Origin of the sequence: Pareuzebyella sediminis (genome assembly GCF_008367235.1) — a bacterium.
Lineage (GTDB): Bacteria > Bacteroidota > Bacteroidia > Flavobacteriales > Flavobacteriaceae > Pareuzebyella > Pareuzebyella sediminis.
Window position 1 is genome coordinate 1,232,056 of the sequence record NZ_VTZS01000001.1, and the last position, 26,824, is coordinate 1,258,879.

The 26,824-nt window shown below is 39.9% G+C and carries 24 protein-coding genes; 20 read left to right on the top strand and 4 right to left on the bottom strand.

Annotation, left to right across the window (positions count from 1 at the left end; genetic code table 11):
• Positions 1–8 precede the first annotated feature (8 nt).
• Positions 9–1,343, bottom strand: coding sequence for a Gfo/Idh/MocA family protein (locus F2B13_RS05215; RefSeq protein ID WP_149276219.1), 1,335 nt, complete (start codon positions 1,341–1,343; stop codon positions 9–11).
• Positions 1,344–1,790: 447 nt separating this feature from the next.
• Here F2B13_RS05215 and F2B13_RS05220 point away from each other — a divergent pair, with 447 nt between their 5' ends.
• A complete protein-coding gene (locus F2B13_RS05220) occupies positions 1,791–3,056 on the top strand; it encodes an MFS transporter (RefSeq protein ID WP_149276220.1) in 1,266 nt (421 codons plus the stop codon).
• A 73-nt stretch (positions 3,057–3,129) separates the two neighbouring features.
• On the opposite strand, the gene F2B13_RS05225 is transcribed toward F2B13_RS05220, so the two are convergent.
• A complete protein-coding gene (locus F2B13_RS05225; RefSeq protein WP_149276221.1) occupies positions 3,130–3,315 on the bottom strand; it encodes a CsbD family protein in 186 nt (61 codons plus the stop codon).
• A gap of 500 nt (positions 3,316–3,815) precedes the next feature.
• Between F2B13_RS05225 and F2B13_RS05230 the strand changes: the two genes are divergently transcribed.
• The 16 genes from F2B13_RS05230 (at position 3,816) to F2B13_RS05305 (ending at position 18,923) form a co-directional block, all read left to right on the top strand.
• A complete protein-coding gene (locus F2B13_RS05230; RefSeq protein WP_149303476.1) occupies positions 3,816–4,421 on the top strand; it encodes a nitroreductase family protein in 606 nt (201 codons plus the stop codon).
• Positions 4,422–4,560: 139 nt separating this feature from the next.
• A complete protein-coding gene (locus F2B13_RS05235; protein WP_149303478.1) occupies positions 4,561–5,202 on the top strand; it encodes an NADPH-dependent F420 reductase in 642 nt (213 codons plus the stop codon).
• Positions 5,203–5,226: 24 nt separating this feature from the next.
• Entirely contained in the window at positions 5,227–5,511 is a 285-nt protein-coding gene (locus F2B13_RS05240; protein WP_198440082.1) for a nucleoside deaminase, read from the top strand.
• A gap of 63 nt (positions 5,512–5,574) precedes the next feature.
• Positions 5,575–5,874, top strand: a complete 300-nt coding sequence (gene hpf, locus F2B13_RS05245) for a ribosome hibernation-promoting factor, HPF/YfiA family (RefSeq protein ID WP_149303481.1) — start codon at positions 5,575–5,577, stop codon at positions 5,872–5,874.
• A gap of 184 nt (positions 5,875–6,058) precedes the next feature.
• Positions 6,059–7,879 (top strand): SLC13 family permease, encoded by a 1,821-nt coding sequence (locus F2B13_RS05250; protein ID WP_149303483.1) that lies wholly within the window; start codon positions 6,059–6,061, stop codon positions 7,877–7,879.
• 213 nt (positions 7,880–8,092) lie between these two features.
• Entirely contained in the window at positions 8,093–8,254 is a 162-nt protein-coding gene (locus tag F2B13_RS05255) for a DUF1328 family protein (protein ID WP_149276227.1), read from the top strand.
• A gap of 66 nt (positions 8,255–8,320) precedes the next feature.
• Positions 8,321–8,512, top strand: a complete 192-nt coding sequence (locus tag F2B13_RS05260; RefSeq protein ID WP_149303485.1) for a hypothetical protein — start codon at positions 8,321–8,323, stop codon at positions 8,510–8,512.
• Positions 8,513–8,659: 147 nt separating this feature from the next.
• Positions 8,660–8,998, top strand: a complete 339-nt coding sequence (locus tag F2B13_RS05265) for a hypothetical protein (RefSeq protein ID WP_149276229.1) — start codon at positions 8,660–8,662, stop codon at positions 8,996–8,998.
• A 333-nt stretch (positions 8,999–9,331) separates the two neighbouring features.
• Entirely contained in the window at positions 9,332–9,889 is a 558-nt protein-coding gene (locus F2B13_RS05270; protein ID WP_149303487.1) for a helix-turn-helix domain-containing protein, read from the top strand.
• Positions 9,890–9,897: 8 nt separating this feature from the next.
• Complete coding sequence (locus F2B13_RS05275) at positions 9,898–10,344, top strand: response regulator (protein WP_149276231.1); 447 nt, start codon at positions 9,898–9,900, stop codon at positions 10,342–10,344.
• Between the two features lie 6 nt (positions 10,345–10,350).
• A complete protein-coding gene (locus F2B13_RS05280; RefSeq protein WP_149303489.1) occupies positions 10,351–12,942 on the top strand; it encodes an ATP-binding protein in 2,592 nt (863 codons plus the stop codon).
• 300 nt (positions 12,943–13,242) lie between these two features.
• On the top strand, positions 13,243–14,277 hold the full coding sequence (locus F2B13_RS05285; protein ID WP_149276233.1) for a helix-turn-helix domain-containing protein: 1,035 nt from the start codon (positions 13,243–13,245) through the stop codon (positions 14,275–14,277).
• A 227-nt stretch (positions 14,278–14,504) separates the two neighbouring features.
• On the top strand, positions 14,505–14,954 hold the full coding sequence (locus tag F2B13_RS05290) for a response regulator (RefSeq protein WP_149303491.1): 450 nt from the start codon (positions 14,505–14,507) through the stop codon (positions 14,952–14,954).
• Between the two features lie 244 nt (positions 14,955–15,198).
• Positions 15,199–15,636: a response regulator gene (locus F2B13_RS05295; protein ID WP_149276235.1), complete on the top strand. Its 438-nt coding sequence runs from the start codon at positions 15,199–15,201 to the stop codon at positions 15,634–15,636.
• A gap of 154 nt (positions 15,637–15,790) precedes the next feature.
• Positions 15,791–16,192, top strand: coding sequence for a hypothetical protein (locus tag F2B13_RS05300; protein ID WP_149276236.1), 402 nt, complete (start codon positions 15,791–15,793; stop codon positions 16,190–16,192).
• Between the two features lie 97 nt (positions 16,193–16,289).
• On the top strand, positions 16,290–18,923 hold the full coding sequence (locus tag F2B13_RS05305; protein WP_149303492.1) for an ATP-binding protein: 2,634 nt from the start codon (positions 16,290–16,292) through the stop codon (positions 18,921–18,923).
• A 39-nt stretch (positions 18,924–18,962) separates the two neighbouring features.
• Here F2B13_RS05305 and F2B13_RS05310 read toward each other — a convergent pair whose 3' ends face one another.
• Positions 18,963–19,643: a LytR/AlgR family response regulator transcription factor gene (locus tag F2B13_RS05310; RefSeq protein ID WP_149303494.1), complete on the bottom strand. Its 681-nt coding sequence runs from the start codon at positions 19,641–19,643 to the stop codon at positions 18,963–18,965.
• 109 nt (positions 19,644–19,752) lie between these two features.
• Here F2B13_RS05310 and F2B13_RS05315 point away from each other — a divergent pair, with 109 nt between their 5' ends.
• On the top strand, positions 19,753–21,264 hold the full coding sequence (locus F2B13_RS05315; RefSeq protein WP_149303496.1) for a vanadium-dependent haloperoxidase: 1,512 nt from the start codon (positions 19,753–19,755) through the stop codon (positions 21,262–21,264).
• A 305-nt stretch (positions 21,265–21,569) separates the two neighbouring features.
• On the opposite strand, the gene F2B13_RS05320 is transcribed toward F2B13_RS05315, so the two are convergent.
• Entirely contained in the window at positions 21,570–22,022 is a 453-nt protein-coding gene (locus F2B13_RS05320) for a ferritin-like domain-containing protein (protein WP_149276240.1), read from the bottom strand.
• Between the two features lie 313 nt (positions 22,023–22,335).
• Between F2B13_RS05320 and F2B13_RS05325 the strand changes: the two genes are divergently transcribed.
• Positions 22,336–24,990: an alkaline phosphatase D family protein gene (locus F2B13_RS05325; protein WP_149303498.1), complete on the top strand. Its 2,655-nt coding sequence runs from the start codon at positions 22,336–22,338 to the stop codon at positions 24,988–24,990.
• 236 nt (positions 24,991–25,226) lie between these two features.
• Entirely contained in the window at positions 25,227–26,792 is a 1,566-nt protein-coding gene (locus tag F2B13_RS05330; RefSeq protein ID WP_232625193.1) for an arylsulfatase, read from the top strand.
• Positions 26,793–26,824 lie beyond the last annotated feature (32 nt).

The window sequence follows — 26,824 nt, forward strand, 5'->3', positions numbered from 1 at the left end:
TATAGTGCTTACATCACCTCAGTCTTTCCTGGTGTTGGAATCTCATAAGTACCATCAGATTTCGGCTGCACTGGTGCAGGGGAATCCCACGTAAGATTATCGGGGGCCAAATCAAGGTTAGACTGCATGGCTTCGTCCCAGTTGATGACCTTACCGGAATATGTGGCCATTCTACCGATGATTGCACTCATGGTACTTTTCGCGCCATTTTCGGCATCTGCAAGAACACCACCGTTTCGAATAGATTCAAAAAGTTTGATGTGTTCAACCTGATAAGGGTTGGGATCGTCTTTGCCACGGTGTTCGAATATCGTATTACCTCCCCAATCTTTTAGTAAAGCGTTATCGCCTTCGGTAGAAACTGTTCCCTTCGTTCCTTGAAAAAATTCTGAAACACGGCTCATGGTCTCTGGTTGATGACGACATTGACTTGCGATTACCGCCCCGCTCGGATAGGTATATTCAACAAAGTGATGGTCAAATATTTCACCATGATCCTTACCGGTACGTACTTGTCTGCCACCCATTCCTTGAGCCGAAATAGGGTATTCTCCAATAAACCAGTTAGCCACATCAATATTATGTATATGTTGTTCAAGAATATGATCACCACACAGCCAGTTAAAGTAATACCAATTACGCATTTGATATTCAAGCTCCGATTGTTGCGGTTGTCTTTCACGCACCCAGACCCCGGCACTGTCCCAGTATACCTGCCCAGAAACTATTTTGCCTATCGCATCTTTCTTCAAATGCTCAATTGCCGCCAAATAACTATCTTGATAATGTCTTTGAAGCCCGACAACGACGTTCAATTTATTTTCTTTAGCAATTTTGGCTGCGGCAAGAACTTTACGCACCCCTGGCACATCGGTCGCCACAGGCTTTTCCATGAACACATGCTTCCCATTATTTATAGCATATTCAAAGTGTTGAGGGCGAAAACCCGGAGGTGTAGCCAAGATGACCACATCAGCTTGGTCTATTGCCTTTTCGGCAGCGTCAAAGCCCACATACTGATGTTTTTTCTTGACCTTGACCTTTTTTGTCTCCCCCATTGCCTTTGAAATATTCATAAGGCTCGATTGCAACCGATCTTCAAAAGCGTCTGCCATAGCAACTAATTCTACATTATCATCGGCAGTTAAGGCCTGTACGGCTGCGCCGGTACCACGGCCTCCACAGCCTACCAAAGCGAGTTTCAACTTTTTATCGTTAAAGACATTTACCATGGCATTCATTTGTAGATTTGGCAACAACATGGCACTTCCTGTAAACAAAGCCGTGTTCTTAACAAAGCTTCTTCTAGACCCACCTGAGGTAGGAATTTTCTCTTTTTTCATTTGTTTTTATTTACTTTATATCGATGGTTCTTAAAATTCACGCACTGCGTGGGTGAATATAAAGATAATATGACAAATTCTAATGCGATTACCTTCAATTTTCTTAATGAAATACATTAAAAAATGACAAAATTCAATCTTGACCCTTAACATATGATTGACCGATCAAGGTAATAAAAAGAGTTTTTGTGTCCTGCGCTGTCCGTATATCAAGCGTTTTAAAAAACGCTATTTTATTCCTGTTTTTTTAAAGATCCAACAATCTTAAAACCAATTCTTTATTCAAAAAAACTTTGGCCATCCCGATATTGGATTGCAATCTTGAATCAATTTTTTTTATCAATTACATATTTTTAGATTATCTTTCCTTGCGGAATTCTCATTCTCAACCAAGAAAACAAACATATTTTTAATTTTGAAATACCAGTAAACAATAAACCAAATTTTATGGAAACATCTAAAAGTGTTACAACATCAAATGCCAACAGGCTATTTTACGGTAGTTGTTTTGCCCTGATCACTACCGCCTTTTCATTCAGTATCAGAGCGGGTATATTACCTCAATTGGGGGAAGAATTGAGCCTCAATGCGACCCAGCTTGGTTTTATCAACCAGATGTGGTTTCTCGGCTTTCCTATCTCAATGGTCATTGGAGGTCTCATCTACCACAAAGTTGGAGGAAAGGCCATTATGCAATTTGCATTTTTCGCCCATGCGGTCGGTATTCTCATGACCATTTATTCTGGAAGCTATACGGGTCTTTTGATATCAACTTTGCTTATCGGTTTGGGTAACGGTTGTACCGAAGCTGCCTGTAATCCTATGATTGCAGATGCCTATCAAGGAACTAGAATGAGCAAGATGATGAACCGTTTTCATATGTGGTTTCCAGGAGGTATTGTCATCGGTAGTCTAATTTCTAATTTTATGACCGGAGCAGGCATGAGTTGGGAAACACAGATTTGGATCATTATGATACCCACTTTAATATACGCCTATCTCTTTTTTGGTCAGGCATGGCCCAAAGCCAAGGTGGAAGAAGCCGCTACCCTTTCAGGCAATTTCAAGGCAATGGTATCCCCTTTGTTTATTTTCATGGTAATCTGTATGGCTCTAACCGCTATTACGGAATTCGGACCCCAACAATGGACGAGTGTTATTCTTGCCAAAAGTGGAGCACAGCCTATGCTTATATTGGCCTTAGTTACCGGTATAATGGCAGTAGCCCGATATTTTGGAGGTGAAATCGTACATAAATTCGATCAGACCGGCGTATTGTTGGGTTCTGCGGTACTTGCTACCATAGGTGTATATCTGTTTAGTACCCAAACAGGGTCCATGGCCTATGTAGCTGCTATTTTCTTCGCATTGGGAGTTGCCTATTTCTGGCCGAACATGTTAGGTTTCGTAGCAGATAAAATTCCGAGAAGTGGGGCGTTAGGGCTATCCATCATGGGTGCGGTAGGTATGTTTTCCTCATCGATTTTTCAGCCTATTATAGGAAGCTGGATTGACGCTGACCGCGCCGAAGCCTCTGCCCAGGGTCTTACCGGTGATGAACTTGAACTAGTGGCCGGACAGGAAACCTTAGGTACTATGGTGACCTTCCCTGCTATTTTAATTGTACTTTTTATCATCTTATTGTTTTGGGTGAAATCGCGAAAGGCCAAGTCTGAAGCACAGGCCCAGTCAGAACAAGCTACAGCCATGTAAATTTTTACATGAAAAAAAAAGGAGGGGTTCCGATTCGGAACCCCTCCTTTTTTTTATCAAAATCTCAGGTATTCTACCAATTCTCGATTTCTTCTTTAAGGGCTTCTTTATTTTTTCCAGTCTTCTCTTGGAGTCGACCTAGCATTTCATCGAATTTGCCCTCGGCATACGTAGCGTCATCATCGGTTACATTACCGTATTTTTGTTTGAATTCTCCTTTGACCTGCTTCCACTTACCTTCTAATTGATCTTTATTCATGGTTTTACTTTTTATTAATTATTAAACGACTCCCATAAAATTACCAGAAGATTCCTACTTTATTTGACTCCCTTAATTTAAATGTTGACGCGATTGCTGGGTTTCAAATAATCTGGATTCCGACGACCTATCATTTAAAAGTGTGCTGAACATGTAGTCCTAATTTTTAAAACCAAGGTCTTATGAGAGAATTTGGTAAATGTACACTACCATAAATAATGTGGGGCTCTCATAAATAAAGGTGTCCTTAAAATGATAGAAGAAAACTCAAGAAACAAGTATCTATTTATTTATAAAAAAAAGCATCTTTTAAGGTGACACCACAGTACTTAAAATTCCATATCGTTAAATGTATAGCATCAATATTAAGCACTAATGGGCTAACATTCCTACAAGAGTTTAGTTATCCTAGTAGGTGTTTAATAGGAAATAAAATTCCGAGTAATTATTGAACGCTAGGCTTACGAATTTTTAAATACAATGGTTTAAAATTGCACGAGATGAACAGAGAAGAACAAATTAGGTTAGAGAACATTGCCGATACAGAACACGAGATTTTTGCACTGTTAAAACAAAGATATAGTCCCAGAATTTTTGAGGAAAAAATGATTTCCGAGAAAGATTTAAACCGGTTATTCGAGGCTGTACGATGGTCTGCAAGTAGTTTTAATCGTCAGCCTTGGCGGTTTATCTATGCCAAAAAAGGAGAAGATGGATACACGTCTATTTTAGAATGCTTGACCGATGGTAACAAAAAATGGGCAGACAATGCCCCTTTGCTTATGATAACCCTATTCAAGGAAGATAACGATGAAGGAGAGAAAAATTTTCATGCCCTGCATGATTTGGGGCTCTCTTTAGGCAACATGACCATACAGGCGCAATATATGGGTATAGGTTTACATCATATGGCAGGAATAGATCAAGAAAAGGCACAAAAGATGTTTGAAGTTTCTGATGGTTTTAAAGTAGCCTCTGCCCTAGCCTTGGGTTATTATGGGGGTAATATTGAAGCGTTACCCGAAGATTTAAAAAAACGGGAAGTTGCGGAAAGAAAGAGAAAGCGTATCGATCAATTTGCCTTTCATGGGAAGTGGAAAAACTAGCAGCTCACAAAACTTTCAGGAAGAACCTGACCTAAACTTAAAACGCCAAAGAGGCGTCGGGTCTTTGGACAGGAGAAATAACGATAGTATAGAAAAAATATGAACATCCTTTCATTCAAAAGGAAAAAAATAAATAGCAATGAAAATAGGAATAATAGGAAGCGGAAAAATTGGTGGAAATTTAGGAAAACACTGGGCTAAAGCTGGTCATGACGTATTGCTCAGCTCAAGACACCCCGAAGAATTGGGCAGTTTGGTAAAGGAGGCGGGTAAGAACGCCAAAGCCGTTAGTGTAACGGAAGCTTTTGAAGCAAATGCTGACGTTTATCTCTTGGCTATGCCGTTCAAAGCCATAGACAAAATTGCTGAACTTTACGCAGGTGAGTATAGTAACAAGATAATTATTGATGCCACTAATCCCTATCCACAAAGAGATGGAGAGATGGCTCAAGAAGTAAGGGACGCCAATTATAATGCGTCTGAGTATACCGCCCTGAAATTCAGCACTGCCAAAACAGTTAAGGCCTTCAATACGATACAGGCCGAGCACCTAAAGGATAGAGCCTTTGAAGATCGAGATAGACTAACCGTACCCTACGCAGCACAAGATGAAGCGAGTAAATCAATAGCCAAACAATTAATTGAAGATATTGGGTTTGACTCCCTTTATGTAGGTAATTTGAGCGATACGAGGATAATGGATCCCGATCAGGCCATTTACGGCAAGTCCTTGACTCATACGGAACTTAAAAAAGTAATTGATTCCGTAAATGCTTACTAAATGGTAAAATCAAATTACGATTATATGAGACGGGCCTTATTTTTGGCCGTTGAATCACATAAATCGGGAAACGGGCCATTTGGTGCTATTGTAGTCAAGGGTTCTGAAATTATTGCAGAATCACAAAATTCCGTTCACTCCGATGCCGATTGTACCCAACACGCCGAGCTTTCCGTAATTCAAAAGGCCTGCAACGCTCTGCACACAGAAGACTTAAGAAATTGCATACTTTACACGAGTTGTGAACCCTGTATGATGTGTCTCGTTATTCATCAGATGAAAGCAGAAGACGGAGCGAATTTAATTTAAAGCAAATAATGCGCAAGAAGGCTATAACCGTATTTAAAAAAGATTAATTTAAACGTAAGAACTATGCAAATTATATATGAATATCATGATGTTTCATCAAGCGATAGACTAGAACAAATAGTGGCGCAAAAACTATCACAACTTGAAGAGCGATATCAATTTGTTCATCGTGCCGACGTATTTTTCAAAACAGAAAACCGTAGTGATAACGATGAAATGTGTTGTGATATAAGATTAAGCATGCCCGGACCGAGAATTTTCGCTTCTACTAATGCGGAAAATTTCGAAGCCGCCATATCGGAAACCGTGAAAGATCTTGAAGACCAATTGCGGAAAGTCAAGGAAAAGATGAAGGCGAGGTAGCCCCAACTCATACTCTTTTATCTCAATTTCAGAAAATTCTTTTTTATTAGTCGGTGCCATTCCAGATTTCTACCGGTATTTTAACTGAAAGTCGTGTGGAAATCAAGGTAAAATGCTAGGTTAGATAATAGGTTAAGAAAACTAGTAAAAAAACATTCTTGGGTCAAGATCAAAAACTCTCCACATGACATGGGAAATCACGATAATGTTTTTAGTACTGGTCGGCACAGTTGTTCTTTTCATATTTGAGATTTTTCCTGTCGATAAGATAGCTTTTCTAATAATAATTACCTTGGCATTATCGGGGCTTGTCGAACCAGATGAGGCCATCAGCGGGTTTTCGAACACAGCTACGATCGCCGTTCTTGCTTTGATGATATTGGCTATTGCCATGGAGGAGAACGGCGTTATAGAATGGCTCACTTCGGGCGTGGACAGTATAAAATCGTTCCCCCTGTACATCATGGCTCCAATATTAATGTTCGTGACCGCAGGGATGTCCGCTTTTATAAGTACTACGGCCGTTGTAATCGTTTTTGTCAAAATTGTAAATCGGCTTTCAGAGAAATATAAAGTATCAAGTTCAAAACTCTTGATGCCCATATCGTTTGCCGGTATTTTGGGTGGATCGTGCACCCTTATGGGAACTTCGACCAATTTGATCGTAAATGCTGTATCTTCCAACCTAGGTGCTGAAAAACTTGGCTTTTTTGATTTTACCCTCTTTGGCACTATTTTTTTAGTCATTTCCATTATTTACCTTACTGTAACGTTACGCTGGCTTCCTTGGTCGAAAAACAAAGAACTTGTAGAAGATTACAATATACACGACTATATCACCCGTATTTTTATCAGTGCCGATTCCAAATTGGTGGGTAAAAACATTGAAGAGACTTTTCTATATAATAATCCCGAAATATCGTTACTAAGGTTGACGCGCAACAACCGTATACACAATACCCCAGGGAAATACATTACCCTTAGGGCAAACGATGAAATACTATTGATGTGCGACCTTAAAAATTTAGCGCGAATCAATGAATCTGAAGACTTGGGAATCAACGAGGAAAAGTACCTTACGCAAGCTAAAAAAGGGGAAAACGAAAGCGAAGAAAAGAATATTGACATCGATTCACAAATCTTCGTGGAACTGCTTATATTACCTGGTGCCTCCTTTATCGGCAAGACGTTGGGGAACTTGAGAAATACGATCATGCAGAATGTAATTCTGGTAGCCATAAAAAAGAGAAAAACATTGGTAAATCTCAAAGAACGTTTGGTCCGCAGTAGTATGGATTCTTTAGCCATCAAGGCAGGAGACCGGCTCTTGGTAGAGACCACGAGAAATAACCTGAATACCCTAGCCTCTATCGAGAACATAGAACTACTGCAGGAATACGATAAGGTCAGCCATATCTCAAGACGAAAAAAATACTTTTCGCTAATCGTGCTCTTGTCGGTCATAGGTCTGGCGGGGAGCGGCACTCTTTCAATAATGGTCAGCGCCCTGACTGGCATCGGCCTATTACTGATCACCCAAAACCTTGATTTAGCCAGTGTCTATAAAAAGGTAGATTGGCAAATCTTCTTTTTGTTGGCCGGAATGATCCCCTTGGGAATCGCCATGCACAATACCGGGGCAGATATGTGGATTTCTAAAGAACTATTGTATTTTTTGGAAGGAAAACCAAACTACTTTATTATAGGTACTCTGTTCTTAACGACAATGCTATTGAGCGGTGTAATTAGCAATAACGCAACCGCCATAATTATGACGCCCATCGCTTTCGCGGTGGCTCAAGGCATGCAAATGGACTTCAAGCCGTTCATTCTTTCCGTCTTATTTGCCGCTAATTTTAGCTTTTTCACCCCTGTAGGTTATCAGACCAATACCCTTATTTATAGCATTGGCAATTACAGTTTTCGTCATTTCCTTTTTATAGGTGGTATCTTAAGTCTATTGCTTTGGATAACCGCCACCTTTTTGTTGACCGCCATGCTTTGAATTACATTCGATTGAAGTATATCAACGAAGTCCTCTAAGACAGGTTTTAAACTATGAAATAACAGTTCATATAGTGCGTGTTTTCTTCGCCTCCACGGGGAATGGGTCAAGAACATATTGTATCGTGTCAATCTGGCCCAAGTAATTAATTCATCTTTAGTGGTATTGGTCGGTAACACGACTGAACACATATTAAACTTAAAATCATATTTTATGTTACGTTGGACAGTTATATTCGTAGTACTAGCAATTATCGCTGCTATTTTCGGGTTTGGAGGAATAGCCGCCGGTGCTGCAAGCATTGCGAAAATCTTATTTTTCATTTTTGTAGTATTATTCATTATTTCACTCATCGCTGGAAGAAAGAGTGTTTAGATTACTTCACTTCCGACATACGAAGTAGTATGTAAATATCAGTCACTAACCCTTAAATCACTATTTATGAAACGATTACTTTTTATTTTACTTTTCGCACTCAGCACGGGTTCTACTCTAGTACTTACAAGTTGTAGGGAGGATAGAAAAGATGCTGGAGACAAAATTGAAGAAGCTGCAGAAGATACCGGGGATGCCATTGAAGAAGGCGCTGAGGAAGTCGAAGATGCAGCTGAGGACGCCGTTGACGACAATTAGGAATAGTTTCAATTGTCAGATAGATCTTTATACAGAGGTTCTGTTAAGTAAGAGCCATCAAAAATCTACAACATTATAGAAAAAGCGGAACTCATCTGTACTTGATGGTCCGTTTTTTTTTAACAATAACCTTTAATACGAATACCCATGGAAAATACATTTTCGAAACATGAATCAAATTACATTTCTGCCTACGGCCAAAAAGGTTATTCAACCAATTTTCACTTTAATAACGGTGTATTGGTGAGTGGCGAAACCGATACTACATACAAGCCCAAAGATATCCATGTGGTTGCGGAACACCGCTTTGAAGGCATGAGCAATCCCTCCGACTTATCAATTCTTTATATTGTCGAAACCAACGAAGGAGAAAAAGGCACCGTGCTGATGGCCTACGGGCCCAATGGTGACATGGAGCAGGCAGAATTTTTTAAAAAAATTCCTGAATCACAAATTTCCGATAAAGAGAATATCGATGAAAATTGAGGTCGACTTCTTTTAAACAAAATTTCAACCTTTCGAACCTTTATTGCCTTCATTCACTCGAGAAAGTGAATTCTGCTTATGATCACCATCGAATTCACCTATTACGAATACTTCTTTCGCCAATTTGTATCCTTACACACCACCACGCATGAGGCCTTTGGGTATAAAAGATCTGTTGATGGTACATTTCCCTCGATCACTATTTCAAGACTCAAATTTGTTAAAGAAAGTTCCTATATCGTTAACGGCCAAGACTTATAATTGATCTTCATATCTTTTTTCTTTAAAAAATCACATATCTTTCGCCCGAAAAAGAAACAACTTTAAGGTCGAATGACTCTATTTCTAAAATACGATTTCCATCTGGCTTGCAGAACCATTCTAAAGGAGCATCTTGATGCACTTAATATTTCGTATACCCTAGGAAATCTTGGAGAACTCCATATTAAAGGGGATTTGGATGAAAGCAAAAAGGAAGCTTTGGAAAATTCACTTAAAAAATATGGAATACAGTTTTTAGACGACCAAAAATCAACCTTTGTCGAGCGCATTAAAAGTGCCATCGATATGATGTTGAGAGATGAGAACGCCAAGTCAGTGAAAGTGTCTACTTATTTGGCCGACAAGATGAATTACTCGTATTCATATTTATCCAACATCTTTTCCGAAAGTACGTTTACTTCGATCGAAAATTTTGTAATACTTAGAAAAGTTGACTTTGCAAAGCAACTTATTTGCAAAACGGACCTAACATTGACTGAGATTGCATTTAAGTTAAATTACAGCAGCGTGGCCCATTTATCAGGACAATTCAAGAAAACTACAGGTCTTACCCCAAGCACTTTTTTACGAATTATGAAGAACAAAAAAGATTATGCCGAAGAGGTTTAACTTAAACAATGAGTACTAAACTCTTAAATATTGCTTTGGCCGATGATGACGAAGATGACAGATTTTTGTTTAGCGAAGCCATTGATGAAATAGACATCAGAACCAAGTTGTCACTCTTCAACCATGGCCAAGAGCTTATGGACTACCTTAACCTTCCCAAGGTCGTATTACCGAACCTTATTTTTCTAGATTTGAACATGCCCATAAAAAATGGCATGCAGTGCCTGACCGAAATTCGTAAAAATCCGACCCTGAGGGACATTGCCATAGCTATTTACTCCACTTCCTCCTCTGAAAAGGATATTGAGGAAACTTTCTTAAATGGAGCAAACATTTATATAAATAAGCCCAACAACTTTACTAAATTGCAAGAGGTAATCGAAAAAGTACTTCAACTCAATTGGCAGTACCACACCTCTAATCTTAATCGGGAGACCTTTTTATACAGGATTTAGAATTTTATGGATTTCAAACGCGTTTCAACCTCCACCAAGACCTATATCATCTCACTGGTGTTGGCCATAGCGGTTCTTTTGTTCAGCGTGAGCATGACGTATCGACAAATCAAGCGCTCTCAAGAATCATCGGAACTAATTGCTTATACCCTTAAGGTATATAATACACTAAGTGAACTGTCGGCTTACTGTATAAAGGCCGAATCTGAAGAATTCAAGCGTAGCCTTATGAACAGTAAAATTTCTACAGGGGTTCTCGAGGATTACAGATCGCAGGGTAGGGCTATATTAGATAGATTGCGAATTCTGGTCGATCACATCCATTCGCAAAAGCAACAGATCCCTGCCTTGGAGAAATTTATGGAAACATTGCATGGGCAAATGGAAGCTTTAATTCCCCTATCTAGCATGGGCGATGAGCACAATAAAAGCCTTCAATTGGTCGAATCAAATATTGGCACCACGCTGTATCGCATCAGAAGCCTTAAAAATGAAATGCTGAGCGAAGAAAAACAGCTCATGTTACAAAGGGAGGCCGATTATGCTTCCACGAAGTTTTTGGCCCCCGCAACATCACTATTGCTGGGCTTTTTCGCCTTGTTGGTCTTTGTGCTTGCTTTTTATCGTATTTACCATAATAAATTGAAGTTGCGCGAATCGGAAAACTTTTTGAAAAACGTACTATCGACCACAGATAATATCGTTAACTATTATGAACCGATTTTTGGGGATAACAAAGGTATTGTCGATTTTAAGATTGCTTTTGCCAATTCGTGTAATTACGATTATTTCAACCGACAACCTAAAGATATCGTTGGTAAAAAAGTTTCTGAGGTTTTTCCTTTTCTATTGCTCAATGGAGAACTCGAAAAAATGATCAAATGTTACCAAGATCAAAAGAAGGCCGACTTTAAAAGACAGGTGGCCTTTAATGGGGAAAAGATGTGGCTCCATTCGGTGATTACACCAATGGAAAAAGGCATTTTAGTGACCGTATATAATACTACGGCAGAGGAAAGTGCCAAAGAAGCCCAATTGGAACTGAACGAAAGATTAGAGGAACAGAACAAGGAATTACTTGATAATCGAGCATTTCTAAACAACATTTTTAAAAGTATATCCCACGTAGTGATGCATTTGGCCTGTATGCGGGACGATCAGGGTCGAATTTTCGATTTCAGGGTACTGTTCGTCAACGAGCGATTGAACAATATTACCGGACATCTTACGGCGGAAATTTTGAATAAAAAAGCTTCGGAGGTTTTTCCCAACATATTTGAATCAGGAGTGTTCGAGCACCTTGTCGAGAGTATAGAAACGGATAACCCTATAAACTATGAAACCTCTTACACTAACAAAGGGGAAACAAAATGGTTCCGTGCGACTGCCATCAAATTAAACGATGGGGTAACTATAACCACCCAAGAAATAACGGAAGAAAAGGCAAAAGCGAGTCAACTTCAAGAGCTGAACGAACAATTATCTGTACAAAATTCGATTTTCAAAGAGTCGGAACGGGTCGCAAAAACGGGAAGCTTTATCTGGTATCTCGATACCGGGGATGCCGTAATTTCAGAAAATTTTTATCGTATTTTAGGCCACGAACCCGATTCATTTCCGGTTACTTATGAGAGTTATCGTGACTTTGTACATCCTAAAGATCGTGCGGAATACGACAGGGTGGGTATAGAAACCCAAGAAAGAGGCAAAACAGATGTAGAAGGCTATCGCATTATCACCGCTCAAGGAAATGTGAAGTATTTAAGCGTAAACAATTTATACATAGAAAAAGACGGCAGGCCCACATCGCTAGGTGTGGTGCAAGATATTACCGATCGTATCAGAAAAGACGAAGACCTGCGCGTTAGAAATATTCAACTGCGTAAAAGTAACGCCGAGTTGGAATCTTTTAACCGCGTAGCCAGTCACGACCTACAAGAACCGCTGCGAAAAATTCAAATGTTCATTTCCCGTATCGAGGCTACCGAAATGGACAAAATATCTGAAAAAGGTCGCGATTATTTTAATAAAGTGGATAACGCTGCTGCTAGGATGCAATCTTTGATCGTCAATCTCTTGACCTACTCAAGAATCGAGGGGAGGCATGAAAATTTCGAGGAAGTGGACCTAAATGATATTTTACATAAGGCCTTGGACAATCTTTCTACTATTATCGAAAATTCGAATACCAAAGTAAAGGGTACAGCATTGCCCGAGGTTAAAGGAGTAGCTTATCAACTAGAACAGCTATTCAGCAATCTTATTTCTAACGCCATAAAATACAAAAAAGAGAATCAAGCACCCCAAATCACAATAAATTCTGAAAGAATCAATCAAAAGGATATACCTGAAAACTTTTTTAAAAAATCAGATTATTTCCATAAGATAACCATTGAGGACAATGGCATCGGCTTTGGTTCAGAACATTCCGAAAAAATATTTGAAGTATTCCAGCGTCTTCATCAGAAATCACAATACTCGGGTACGGGTATCGGTTTGGCAATCTGCAAAAAAATTATCGAGAACCACCATGGGTATATTTATGCGACCAGTTCACCTGGCGAAGGATCCACATTTATCTTTTATTTGCCCGGCTGATCTTATTGTGTATATCCCCCGTTAAACTTTCCCTCTAAACAGGCTTTGCTTTAAACAAGGTACTTTCCCGCCGTTCGTTAAGATTTTTTAACAACATTTTATTCCTTTTTTGCCCTTATTCCACAATTATATAACACAATGCCAAAATTGTATAACGCAAAAGCTTTGCTCTATACCGACCTTTGAGACCATAGGAATTGAAAACCGCATGAAAGTGCCGATCTACCATCAAATAACGGTTACAGATCTAAAAAGAGGAATGAGATTCTTAACTAACAGCAATCTAAAAAGAGAAACACTATGACATCTACAAAATTAAAGCCCACGTCGGTAAAGAAAATTTTCAATCAACTGCACCAAAATTTTGGTGGTGTTTTGAGTGTCGATTTTAAAGAACACGTATTGAATTTTACCAACGAATTCGGACAAGGAAAAATACGGGGAATCGAATTCAAAGGAGGGATATCGTATTTAGAACTTGATATGACCTGCTCGGAAGATTATAATTTAAGCATCTCAAATTCGGAATATGCTCCTGTTTGTTTTGCCTATTGTTCTAGAGGGAAAATCACACATCAGTTCGATTCGGAAACTAAATCTGAAACAAACCGAGTGGAAAATTTTCAAACCGCAATTTTGACTTGTGCCCCAAATACGGACAATGTACTTACTTTTACTAAAGATGTGCGTACTAAAATGTCATTGATAGTTGTAAATACAGCGTCAAAAACCGCTACGCCAAAACCTACAAGCCTGAATTTTAGGCTTCAAGAATTATTTATGAAAAATGGACGAGTTGAGAATTCTATTTTCATCAGTTCCTATAATCTTAAAATCGCTGATAAAATACAAGATATTGAAGCTATTCGTCAAGAAGGAGTGGTTAGAAATCTATTGCTTGAGGGGCTTGTGCATATGATTTTAGGTTTTGAAATTCAGCAACACGCAGAAGACACCAGCAACAAAAATAAAGGGCTTGGTAGTCTGAGCTCACGTGAACTCGATTCGGTAAGTGAAATTTCGAAATTTGTGAACAATTATCCCGAAACTCAGCTTTGCATTGCGCAACTAAGTAGAAAATCGGGTCTTTCACCCAACAAGTTGCAAGAAGGTTTTAAATTGATGCATGGTACCACCGTAACTGATTATATAAGGGACGTGCGCATTCAAAAAGCCGAGCACCTTATTAAAACTACCGATTTAAATATTTCGGAAGTGGTCTATAGTATTGGTTTTACAAGCCGTAGTTATTTTTCCAAAATTTTCAAGAAGAAGTACAATTGTAGCCCAAAACAATATAAGGACAGGCAAAAAACTGTGTCCGTGGCAGTTTAATTTCAAAATATAGTGAATAGTTAAGGTTGATTACTACTTAAGACCGACTCCATTAGAGTCGGTCTTTCTTTTGTAAACATGCCAAAGAACCTACTTCTATAACCTATAAAATTCTTTTACGACGATGCGATTCGAATAAGAAAAGGGTATGAATGATATGTAGAAAATCTTAGGGTCCTGTTTTTGTTATTTTCAGTATATTTGATAACTATCAACCTACTACATACATGATCAATCAAAAACCACCGGTGATTGCACTAGCGGACGATGATGCCGACGACAGGGAAATCTTTACTGAAGTCTGTGCTGATTTAGGATTGGACCTCAAGGTACTACTTTTTGAAAACGGACGTACTTTGATGAATGCACTGGAACATCCAAGCACAGATCAGCCATCCATAATTTTCATGGATATCAACATGCCCGTCAAAAACGGCTTCGAAGCGCTTAAAAATATTAGAAGTAATCCTGATCTTAAAGGGATCTGTGTTATTGTCTATTCCACTTCCATCAGTGAATCGGATGTCAAAAAGGCAAAGGAGCTGTGTGCCGATGGTTTTTTTCAAAAACCGTCCGATTATTCAAAACTTAGCCGTGCTATCAAACAAATACTCGATACCGATTGGAAAGACCCCTGTGCTGAATTCAACGATTCGAATTTTATAATTTCTATATAGATGATTCGTTTTCCGACAACACTCATAGACAACAAATGCTACCGATTCATTTAGAAATCCCGCAACCGTTAAAAGTTTTAGGGTCAATATTATTAGGGATAAGTATCCTTGAGCAATTGAATACATCTTATTTTAGTACGCATGTTTAAACCCACATTCGTTGTTGTAAAGAATTAGAAGCTTTTTGAAATCAAAATCGAACGTGAAAAAAATAATTGAAAGGATCGCGCTAAACGTTTGAACTATGACACCGCTACAAATTTATTTGACCGACGATGACCACGAAGACCGTGAACTTTTCATCGAAGCCTTAAGAGAACTACCCATTGAAACAGATATAACACAATTCGATAATGGTGTCGATCTAATGGCCGACCTGTTCTCTGACAAAGAACTGCCCGATGCTATTTTTTTGGATCTCTATATGCCTATAATGGACGGATTCGAATGTTTGGCCGACATAAGGAATTTTTCAAAATTTTCTGACATTCAAGTAATCGTATTCTCTTCGTATTACCGAAAGAGAGAAATAAACCAATTAAAGTTGGATGGCGCCAATCAATTTCTCCAGAAGCCTACTTCTTTTGATCAAATGAAATCTTTATTATACAAATCACTTCGATTGATACAAAGTGATTCGGCAACTACCAAAGGTATAACAAACTTTATCGCAATTTCTTAGAATCAACTCTCTCCACATACCTTCCATACTGAATATCAATTGTTAAAGGGTTCCTGCAATGAAGGGTCCAGCTTCACCATACTCCTACTAAGACGGTAGGCAACAGCGAAAATGGAAATCAAAGGGATGGAAAACGGACCATATAGTCTCTAAAATGAGGTTAAGCACGAATTTCTTTTATGAAACAAGGGTAATACTTAAAAATCCCATCTCGGCCAACGAGGTCTGGCCTAATTTTTGTGGTCATCTACGTACATCAAAATTCAGGATTTCTTTTAGCATAAAGGATTTTCTAACCACCAATACAGATATCATGTTCAGTAAATTAACAGAATATTTCAAGCTGACCTCCCAGCCTGGTTGTTTATCCGAAATGGATGTACTCTATAAGGATACTATTTCGGCCTTCGACACCGACCAGCGCATCGCTTATTGTCAAAGGCTCATCCGTAGAACCCAATTTGACTTGAAAAATACCCAAGAAAAACAGAAGAAAAAGGCCTTGAAGGAGCTATTGAACGTTGCCGAGAAAGAAATTTCAAGTTTACGGCCGTAAGCGTACCACATATTCTTGATAAACGACGCGGACCTCCCTCTTTGCATTAGACCTAAATAAAACATACTTTCGGTGTGTCCGTTCATAGCGTCACCCGATGAAAGTTAGGTATTCCATAGTCACCCGTTTCGCCTTATTTTTTACAGGTCTTTTAATTTTTTGCATTTTATTGACAGGATATCTTGTCTTTAATAGGGCTTCTGGAGTCATTGTGGCCTACTCGCAAGAACGAATACTGCATGCCTCGGAGTTGGCCGAACAGTCATTTTACTCCCTTCTTAACGAGGTATCGAACGACATAGCCTTAATTGCCTCAAGCCCTACCCTTCAGAATTACGTGAACCAACCAACGGAAAAGACCAAAGATGATATCGAGCACCTTTTCCGTAGTACCCTTGAAAATAAAAGGTCATATTTTCAGATACGGTTGATCGGAATCGAAAATAATGGCAAAGAGATAATCCGTTTTGATAAGCGAAACAAAAATGTCTTCGCCCCCAAAACCCTTCAAGAAAAGGGAAATCTCGATTACTTCAAAGAGACCGTAAAGATTAATCAAGGTGCGTTATACTTTTCCAAAATAAACCTGAACGAAGAATATGGGGTTATCAGTGACCCGCCTACTCCTACGGTTCGTGCCGCCAGCCCCATTTTTAATAGTGACGAAAAGCTCGTGGGCATACTGGTGATTAACGTGAGTCTCGTACAGTTATATAGAAACCTGGCACAAATATCGGGTAACGAATCAAAATTCTATCTCATTGATAAGCAGGGTCAGTATTTATATGCTCCTGACAAGGAAAAACAATTCGGAATACAAACTCATCTAAATCATAACTTTTTCTCAGACTTCCAAGTGCCTAAAGACAGCTTACTTTCTTCAAGTACCTATTTCGGAAGACTTATTGATGACCAAAACGAGGCCTTTCTAAGTTTCAGTAAAAGACTTTCGTATTTTCAGGAGAAAAGAAGTATTGTACTTATCTCGGCCATACAACAGAATGTACTTCTGAGAAGTGCACATGCCGTTCGGGACGAAAGTATTCAAACTTTATTTTGGGTCTGTGTCTTTTCTATTTTTATGTCCTGGTTCTTTGTCAGCTTCTTCTCGAAAAAAATTGTACAGGTAACCCAAGCCATTGCAAATTATGATAAAGGAATTAGCGATGATATAGACCTTCCCACGAACCGAAAAGACGAAATAGGGGTTTTGGCCAGTACTTTCTCCAAAATGAAAACAAAGATTGACCATAATCTTCGTGAATTGAACGCCGTCATCGAAAAAGAAAAAGAGGCCCGAAAACAGAAAGACGAGTTTTTACAAAATATGAGCCATGAAATGCGTACTCCCTTGAACGCCATATTGGGATTGACGCAGTTACTACGTAAACAGTCACCTCCTGAAAGTCAACTGCCCATCATCGCCTCCTTGGAAAGAAGCGCAACTAATTTAGCGGGATTAATGTACGATGTATTGGACCATCAAAAGCTAGTGGAAGGTAAATTAGAGATTTCATATAAACCTACCGATATAGCCGAACTCATATCGGAAATACATGCAAACTACGAGTATGACGCGCTTCAGAAGGGACTGGACTTTCAAGTGCGTATTGAAAAGAAACTCAGGGAGCGACCCTATCAGACGGATTCGCTTCGACTCTCTCAAATTGTAACCAATTTGGTCATTAACGCCCTTAAATATACCCAGAAAGGTAGTGTTATTCTTGAGGCAAAAATCATCCCTGGGAAGAAAGAAATATTGGAAATTAGGGTTAAAGATACCGGCATAGGCATTTTACCCGAAAATATCGCCAAAATCAATGAGCGCTTTTTTAGGGAAAAACAAGATTTATCCGGGCGTTATGGAGGGTATGGCCTAGGCCTTTCCATCGTAAAACAATTGACCGAATTGTTTGGAGGCACATTACGAGCAACTTCAAAAACCGGTGAAGGGTCTGAATTTTTTGTAAAAATCCCCATTACCGAAGCCCAGTGGACTACATCGGAAATTAAATCGGTCACTAAAAACGTGGCAGCACCTCAATTGACCCACAACTATAAGATACTCTACATTGAAGATGATGCTTCGACCGCTGAATTGATCAAGTATATGTTTAATACTAATAAACTAGTCCTTACTCATGTTAAAGACATAGAAAGTGCTTCCCTGCATCTGGAGCGTGATTCCCCTGATCTAGTGATCAGCGACTTAATGATCGAAGACCAAAGTTTGGTAGACCTTCTTATGGACTGGATTACCACAAAAAAAATTCATTGTCCCCTAATCTTGATTTCAGCCCTTGAGCCGAAAATCATGAAATCCATAAGTACGTTGTATTTCCAAAAACCCTTTGACACCGATAATCTTGTAGCTATGGTGTACCAACTATTAGGGAGTCAAGAATTTGAAACCCCTGATTTTTCTGTAATTTATGCCAATTACGACAACGAAGCTGCTAAAATAACCAAGGTGCTTAAACTACTCCGGGAGGAGTTTGAAACCTATTTGGATAGAATAAATAAAGCCGCCGTATCAAAAGATCAAAATGAATGGGACGCGATATTGCATAAACTTATCGCTCACATCAATACTTTGAACCTTACCGATTTCAAAAAGGCCATACCCAAAAAAGTGACCGATTTAAACGACGACGCCCTTTATACTATTTCAAATGTTTTCAGCTATTACATTTGCTGTTTCAAAGCACAAGAGCATTATTGGAAATCATAAGGTGCGAAGGATTATGGTACGTACGCGACAGCACAATAACTAGTTCAACAGGTTTATTTTTTTGAGTAGTTGTTCTTCATAACGTGAGCTGATTGGAATCTCGTCATTTTTTATCCTAAGGGAATTGGAATCAATAGCCTCTATTTTATTGAGATTTACAATGTAAGACCGATGAACCTTTTGAAAAAAATCGGGCAGTTTAGTGGCTAGGTCCTTAAGGGTCATCAAGGTCAATATTTTCCTATTTTCAAGTACAACCGCAATATAATTTGCCTCTGACTTAAAATAGCCCACTTCATGCAGATCAATCTTCACCAGCTTCTGTCCTTCTTTAATGAAAAGTCTAGAAACTGACGACGTTTTTTTTGCCAGAAAACTTTGTGCTTTTTGAAACCCTTGGAAAAAACGGGCAAAGTCTATGGGTTTAACCAAATAATCAACGACTTGATCATAATTGTAAGAATCGGAAGCAAAATCCCTATTGGAAGTCACCATTATTACCGCCGCATCGGCATTGATGATATTCAAAATTTCTTTGCCGGTAATATCAGGAAGGTCGAAATCAAGAAGAACAAGGTCAAAAGATGAACTGTTAATAAGATTGACCGCTTCAAAACCGGACATTGCCACGGTTACACCGCCAATATCGTTTACCTTTCCGCAAAAATGCTCTAAAAGGTCACAAATCAACGGGTCGTCATCAACAATCAAGCATTTCATAGTTCATCAAATAATTATGGCCTTTTATCAATTTAAACCCGCGGTTCGTACATTCGTTTCCTCGTATTGAATGTAAAATTATATTATTGAACCTTAAATTACTTATGAAATGAAATTAAAATTATTCAGGGTTTCGTTATGTGTCCTTTTTGTAGCCCTATCGGCTCGAGGTACTGAAGGAAAAGACCCTTCCCCAAGCAAACAGATTAAAGAACCTACCGGAAAGGATAATGTAGCCCATCAATGGGCCTATATGGCTCTCGAGGGTACTGCGAACGATACCGACCGTTTTAAGCCAAGGCCAACCATAACTTCAAGGTATCTCGGGCTAATCTTTACCTCAATGTTCGATGCTTGGTCTCGCTACGATGAAAAGGCCAGTCCCCTTTATCTTTCCAAGGTAGACCGTCGTCCTCTAAGTGAAAGAACTTTAAAAAACAAGCAAATTGCGGTGAGTTATGCAGCATATCGGGCTTTAAGTGAATATTACTATTCTGACAGTACCATGTTCAAGGATAAAATGGAAGAATTGGGCCTCGACCCCGATAATATGTCTATGGATCCTGCTACTCCCGAAGGTATTGGAAACTTGGCGGCCAAGATGGTCATTGATATGCGTAAGAACGATGGTTCTAATCAATACGGCGAAGTGCCCGGGTCGAACGGAGAGCCCTATTTCGATTATTCGGGGTATACTCCGGTTAACGATATTGAAACTAATGTAGATATCAACAGATGGCAGCCAAAATATTTTATTAACGAAAATGGCGAAAAATACGACCCGGGTTGTTTGACTCCCTATTGGCAAGAAGTCAAACCGCTGTTATTAAAGAGTGCCGATCAATTTCGGCCTGGCCCCCCGCCTATGATAGGCTCAGAACAATTGGAACAAGAGGTGAAAGAGGTTATTGATCTACAGGCCAATTTAACCCCGAAAAATAAAGCGTTGGTAGAGTTCATGAGAGATGGACCCAAATCGGTACAGCAAGCAGGTCACTGGCTTAAATTTGCCTTGGATGTATCCCTCAGAGACCAAAATACCTTGGATGAGGATGTCAAAATGTATTTTTTGGTAGAGTCGGTGGCAATGGATGCTTTCATAGCGTGTTGGGATTCAAAAATGTACTACGATTTCGCCCGGCCCTATGCATTAGTACATAAATACTATCAAGATCAGGTGATCAAGGCTTGGGGTGGCCCCGAGAAAGGCATGACGGAAATGAAAGGTCAACAATGGAGGCCCTATTCCCCCGATTCTTTTCTCTGTCCGCCTTTTCCAAGTTACGTTTCTGGGCATAGCACAATTAGTGGTGGATGTGCAGAAGCCCTAAAATTATTTACCGGAGACGAAAAATTTGGCGTCGAGGTTGAATTGGTACCGGGAGCTCTCACCGAACCGGATAATTTGGGGGATCCTGTGGTGTTGGAGTTTCCCACCTTTACCAAAACAGCGGAGATGGCCGGCATGTCACGGGTAATGGGAGGGTACCATATTCAAGCGGACAATATTGAAGGACTTGAACTTGGCCGTAAGGTGGCTCGCTATAACTATAAAAGATTTTTAAAGCTTTTGGGAGAAGACGGAGTTGATACCGACAAAAATAGAAAATCGGAACCTTAAAAAGCTGTTAGACCCTTAGTTTATCATTTTCCATCATTTATATTAGTTTCTTAATTTAGGTTATTTGACCCGAACACCAAGGTGTTCGGGTTTTCCCATTAGAAGGAGATACACTATGTTTTTGTTTCTCATGTAAAGAGTCTAAGCTGTAGACCAAAACCTTACCCATTTTGGTATTTGCGATGTACTTCCTTTTTATCGCTTATTGAGAAAGCTATAACAAGTCTAACTGACGATAATATTCGTATAAAAAAAAGCATGCCCAGAAAAATCTGGGCATGCTTTTCAACGAATTATCGATTTGATTAATCTTCCAAATCTTCCAAAGACCTAATTTTATTCAAATCTGTACGTATCTTCATATTTTGATCGCGTATCAATGTAGAAACTCTCATTGGCAACGCTGTATCTTTCAATACTTCTTCGTATTCTTCTACCGAGGCCTTGTCACCCCTAATTGCTTCCTCCAACATAGCCTCATCGCTATTTCCGGAAAAGAAATTCTTAATGTCCATCCAAGTACGGTGTATCGTACCCGTAAAACTGCCGTCATCGTCAATCTCATCATAGGTCGCTACAAGCTCAGCTCTAAGCGCATCATTAAATGACTTCCGCTCGCTGGACTTACGGTTAAAATAGCTCTGCAGACTATGACTCTCGGCATTTTCTGCCGCCTTTGCATATCCTTTTTGCGCATCCCTATTTTTCTCTAAAATTTCCTCTAGTTGATCAACTAACTTTTTACTTTTTGTCTCCATTTTTTTAAGTGTTTTAAGTTCATAAATTGAATAATGAATTTAGGGGTATGACCCTTCTAAACTTGATGCGATACGCTATAATATTGTCCTTATAAAATTGGTGAATGACACACCAGACGGTATCAATAAAATAAAACTTACTTTCAAAGATGACCTATATTCTAAATTAGACTTCGGCATTGCCAGGCCGACTATCAGAGGTCTTTGCTGAAATGCAGAACCATTCTCGTAAAATGCGTAAATTCATTGAAATTCAAAGGATTTTTAATTTTGAAACGTATGTTTGAAGTCATAAGTATTTGAAAAACATTGCATGAAACGACGCGATTACTTGAAAAAAATAGTATACGGAAGTGCCATTCCGTGTATTACTCCCAGCTTATGGGCTCGGACCGATTCAGGGTTATGGCCCTATAAAACAGGGGTTGTCTTTAAAAGCAATTGGCATAATTGGCCCGATACGAAATGGTGTGGCCCAGAATATTGGGGAAACCGATTGCAAGATTGGGAGATAAAAAATGGAGAGGTAGTTTGTCAGGTGACCGACAGCAATAGGAGTCTTCATCTGCTTCCTGTTCAAATACCCGAAACCCAGATCGGGTTTACCGTTTCGATAGGTATAAGAACCTTGAACAAAGTAAGCGCCACCCTTGAGGACGGATGTTTAGGAATACGTCTTGGAGGAAAAGGTCCCACCGAAGATTATAGATCGGCGGCCGTATTTGGTATGGGACTGGATATCGGACTTCTGCCATCGGGGAAATTGAAAATAGGCGATGCGCAAATTGAAACAGGTCTAAATGGTATACCTGAAGGGTTCGGACTTACCGTTGAAGCCATTGCCCGACCTAAAGCGGAAACCTACGAACTCATTGTAAGCATTACCGATTTAAATTCCGACCAGCTTCTCGTTCAAAAGCATAAGAACGCGGCCAGTGATCAAATTAAGGGCAATCTCGCCCTAATAGCCGACTTGAAAGCCGAAAATAATACGGGTTCCGAAATACCCTCTGCCTCTTTTTCCAGTTGGTCGATAACTTCGGAAGAACTGAATTCCAATGCGGAAAACACCTTTGGCCCTGTATGCTTTGCGCAATATACCCTGCATCGGAAAAAGCTAAAACTCACTGCCCAATTGGCGCCAATAGAAGCTATTGATAACCATTCAGTCACCTTGCAAACTAAGGTGAGTGGCCAATGGAAATCAATGAAAACCGATAAAGTCGATCATCCTGGACGAGCAGTTAACTTCACCCTGCAGAACTGGGAAGAAAATGAAGATATTCCGTACCGCCTTGTAGTCGAGCTTCCTTTAAGAAATAAAAACGAACACTATTACTACGAAGGTACGATTGCCAAAGAACCGAAAGAGAAAGAAACTCTTAAAGCGGCTGTTTTCAGTTGCAACTTTGATTATGGGTTTCCTGATAGCGATATCGTAAAAAATATGACCAAGCTGGAGCCAGACATTATTCTTTTTCTTGGCGACCAATTTTACGAGGCCACAGGAGGGTTTGGGGTTAACTTTGGGGGACATTTCGATAAGACTTGTTTAGACTATCTAAGAAAATGGTACATGTTCGGTTGGTCTTATCGTGAACTATTCAGACATAAACCCTGTGCTATAATTCCTGATGATCACGATGTATTTCATGGAAATGTTTGGGGTGAAGAAGGCAAAAAGGCCGATGTCAGCCAAGGGTTCGGAGCCCCTGCACAAGATTCAGGAGGGTATAAAATGCCGGCTGAGTGGGTCAACATGGTTCAATTTACACAAACCAGCCATTTACCGGATGCGGTCGACCCGACCCCTGTAAAGCAAGGTATCGGTGTATATTACACCAATTGGAACTATGCGGGCATAAGTTTTGCCATCCTCGAAGACCGAAAGTTTAAATCTGCTCCGAAACACGTTTTGCCTAAAGAGGCGGAAGTTTTCAACGGATGGATTTTAAACGACGAATTCGATATCAAAAAATATAAACATATCAAAGCCGACCTATTGGGAGAGCGACAGGAGCATTTTTTGGAAGAATGGGTAACGGATTGGTCAGAGGGGACTGAAATAAAAGTTGTTCTCTCCCAGACCAACTTTGCTACCGTGGCCACCTTACCTAAGGAAGCAAAAACAGGCGAAGTTATTCCCTCTTTGTATATACCCGAGAAAGGCGAGTATATAGAGGGAGACCGTCCAACGGTCGATATGGACTCCAACGGGTGGCCATCCGCCAAACGAGATTTGGCCGTTGAAATTATACGAAAAGGCTTTGCCTTTCATATTGCAGGCGATCAGCACCTGGCAAGCTTTGTACAATATGGGCTACAAGAACATGGCGACAGTGGTTTTGCCTTTGCAGGGCCCGCACTTAACAATATTTGGCCAAGAAGGTTCTGGCCCCCGACCAAGAGCCACGAACACAGCTATGAAAATCCGGCCTATACTGGTAATCACATTGATGGGTTTGGAAACAAAATGACAGTTCGGGCGGTCGCCAACCCACATAATGTGCATAAAGAACCAGAAATATTGCACAATAGGGCCGTGGGATACGGACTGGTAACCTTCAATAAAAAAGACCGTACTATCAAAACGGAATGTTGGCCCCGTTTTGTGGATCCAAAAATACAGGGTAATCAATATCCTGGTTGGCCAATCACTATTCGCCAAAAAGAAAATTATGGAAGAAAAGCTATTGCGTGGTTACCTGAGATTATAGTAGAAGGAAAACATCGGCCCGTAGTCAAGGTTTTCAGTTCCGATGAAAAACTGGTACATGCTATTAGAATTAAAGGTAATTCGTACCGGCCAAAGGTCTTCGCCAAAGGGAGGTATACGATTATCGTACAAATTCCGGAAACGGGTTTTGTGAAAAAGTTTGAAAATGTGCGTGCAAAAACGAACCGCACCCGAACCATCCAGATCAAGACAGATGGAGTACCTGCTCAAACCTTTTTCAACCGACCGTAGAAATAGGGGTACGACCAATATCAATGGATTATACATTGGGAATCACGAATCGATACAAAGTGCCTACAGCATATACAAAACAGGCAATAAAATTCTGCATATATATAATGACAGGGTGGGACCCACAATTCGGTTTATCGCCAAGACGAATAAAAGAAGCTTGTCGATCAAATCCCTAAAGAAAAATGCCGAAATTAGAAGAATCTAAATATTACTATCCAAAACAACCAAAAACTGTGTCACGAATTGTTTTTCCACTATTCCTCCTTTTAACCCTTTCATATTCATGTGTACAAAAGGGCAAAACGAATGAAAAAGAACCTCAAAAACCGAACATTATCTATATCCTGGCCGATGATCTGGGCTATGGTGAACTCGGGGTCTACGGACAAGAAAAAATTGAAACCCCCCATATCGATGCCTTGGCTAAAGAAGGAATGCGTTTTACACAACATTATACTAGTGCACCGGTGTGCGCCCCTGCGCGTTATATGCTGTTGACAGGTATACATGCAGGGCATGCCTATATCAGGGGTAATGACGAATGGGCGGAACGTGGGGATGTTTGGAACTATAAGGCCGCTATTTTAGACTCTACCTTAGAAGGTCAGAGGCCTATTCCTTCGAATACAGTTTTACTTCCGAAAAAATTAAAGGCAAAGGGTTATAGCACAGGAATGGTTGGCAAATGGGGTTTGGGGGCTCCACATACCGATGCTATTCCCACAAATATGGGATTCGATTTCTTCTATGGCTATAATTGTCAGCGTCAGGCGCACACCTATTATCCCGTGCATCTATACCATAATGAAAATCGGGTTTATCTGGGCAATGATACCATACCTCCTTCCAAAAAATTAGCAGCTGATGCAGACCCAGGTAATCCAAAGAGCTATCAAGAGTATCGTTTGAAAAGCTATACTCCCGACCTTATGTTCGATCAAATGATGAATTTCATTTCAGCGCAGAAAGCGTCACCTTTCTTTTTCTACTGGGCAACGCCTATTCCACACAACCCCATACAAGCTCCCCAAAGATGGGTCGATTACTATAAAAAGAAATTCGGTAACGAAGACCCTTATTTAGGAGGTCAAGGGTACTACCCCCATCAAAACCCAAGGGCGGGTTATGCGGCAATGATATCCTATCTTGATGAAAACGTAGGTAAACTAGTAGATTACCTAAAAAAAGAAGGACTCTATGATAATACATTGATCATTTTCAGCTCTGATAACGGAGTGACATATACCGGGGGTACGGACGGATCATTCTTCAATAGCTCAGGGCCTTTTGGAGAATCGTACGGCAAGGCAAAGGGCTTTGTGTACGAGGGTGGAATTAGGGTGCCCATGATTGCTAGCTGGCCAGGGCATATCAAGGCAGGATCGAAAAGCGACCTTATTTCTTCACAATATGATGTGATGGCCACGCTCGCCGAATTGGTCGGTTTTGATTCTCCGGATAATGGGGACGGAATCAGCTTTTTACCAACGCTTTTAGGTGAAGACCAACAAAAGGAACATGAATTCCTTTTTTGGGAATACCCCGAATATGGAGGTCAAGTAGCCATCAGAATGGGAGATTGGAAATTGGTTCGTCAGCACCTAAAGGATAAGGAAGAACCTACCCTTGAGCTGTATAACTTAGCGACCGACCCCTCTGAATCCACCAATGTGGCCGATAAACATCCGGAAATTATAGAAAAAGCAGCTTCAATCTTCAAAAAAGAACATCGTGATGCACAAACGGAGCGCTTTAGAATTCCCAGTATTGAAACGGGGTTGCTTTCGGATAGGCCATAAATAGTCACCATGTAAATAGCACCAAGAAGGTC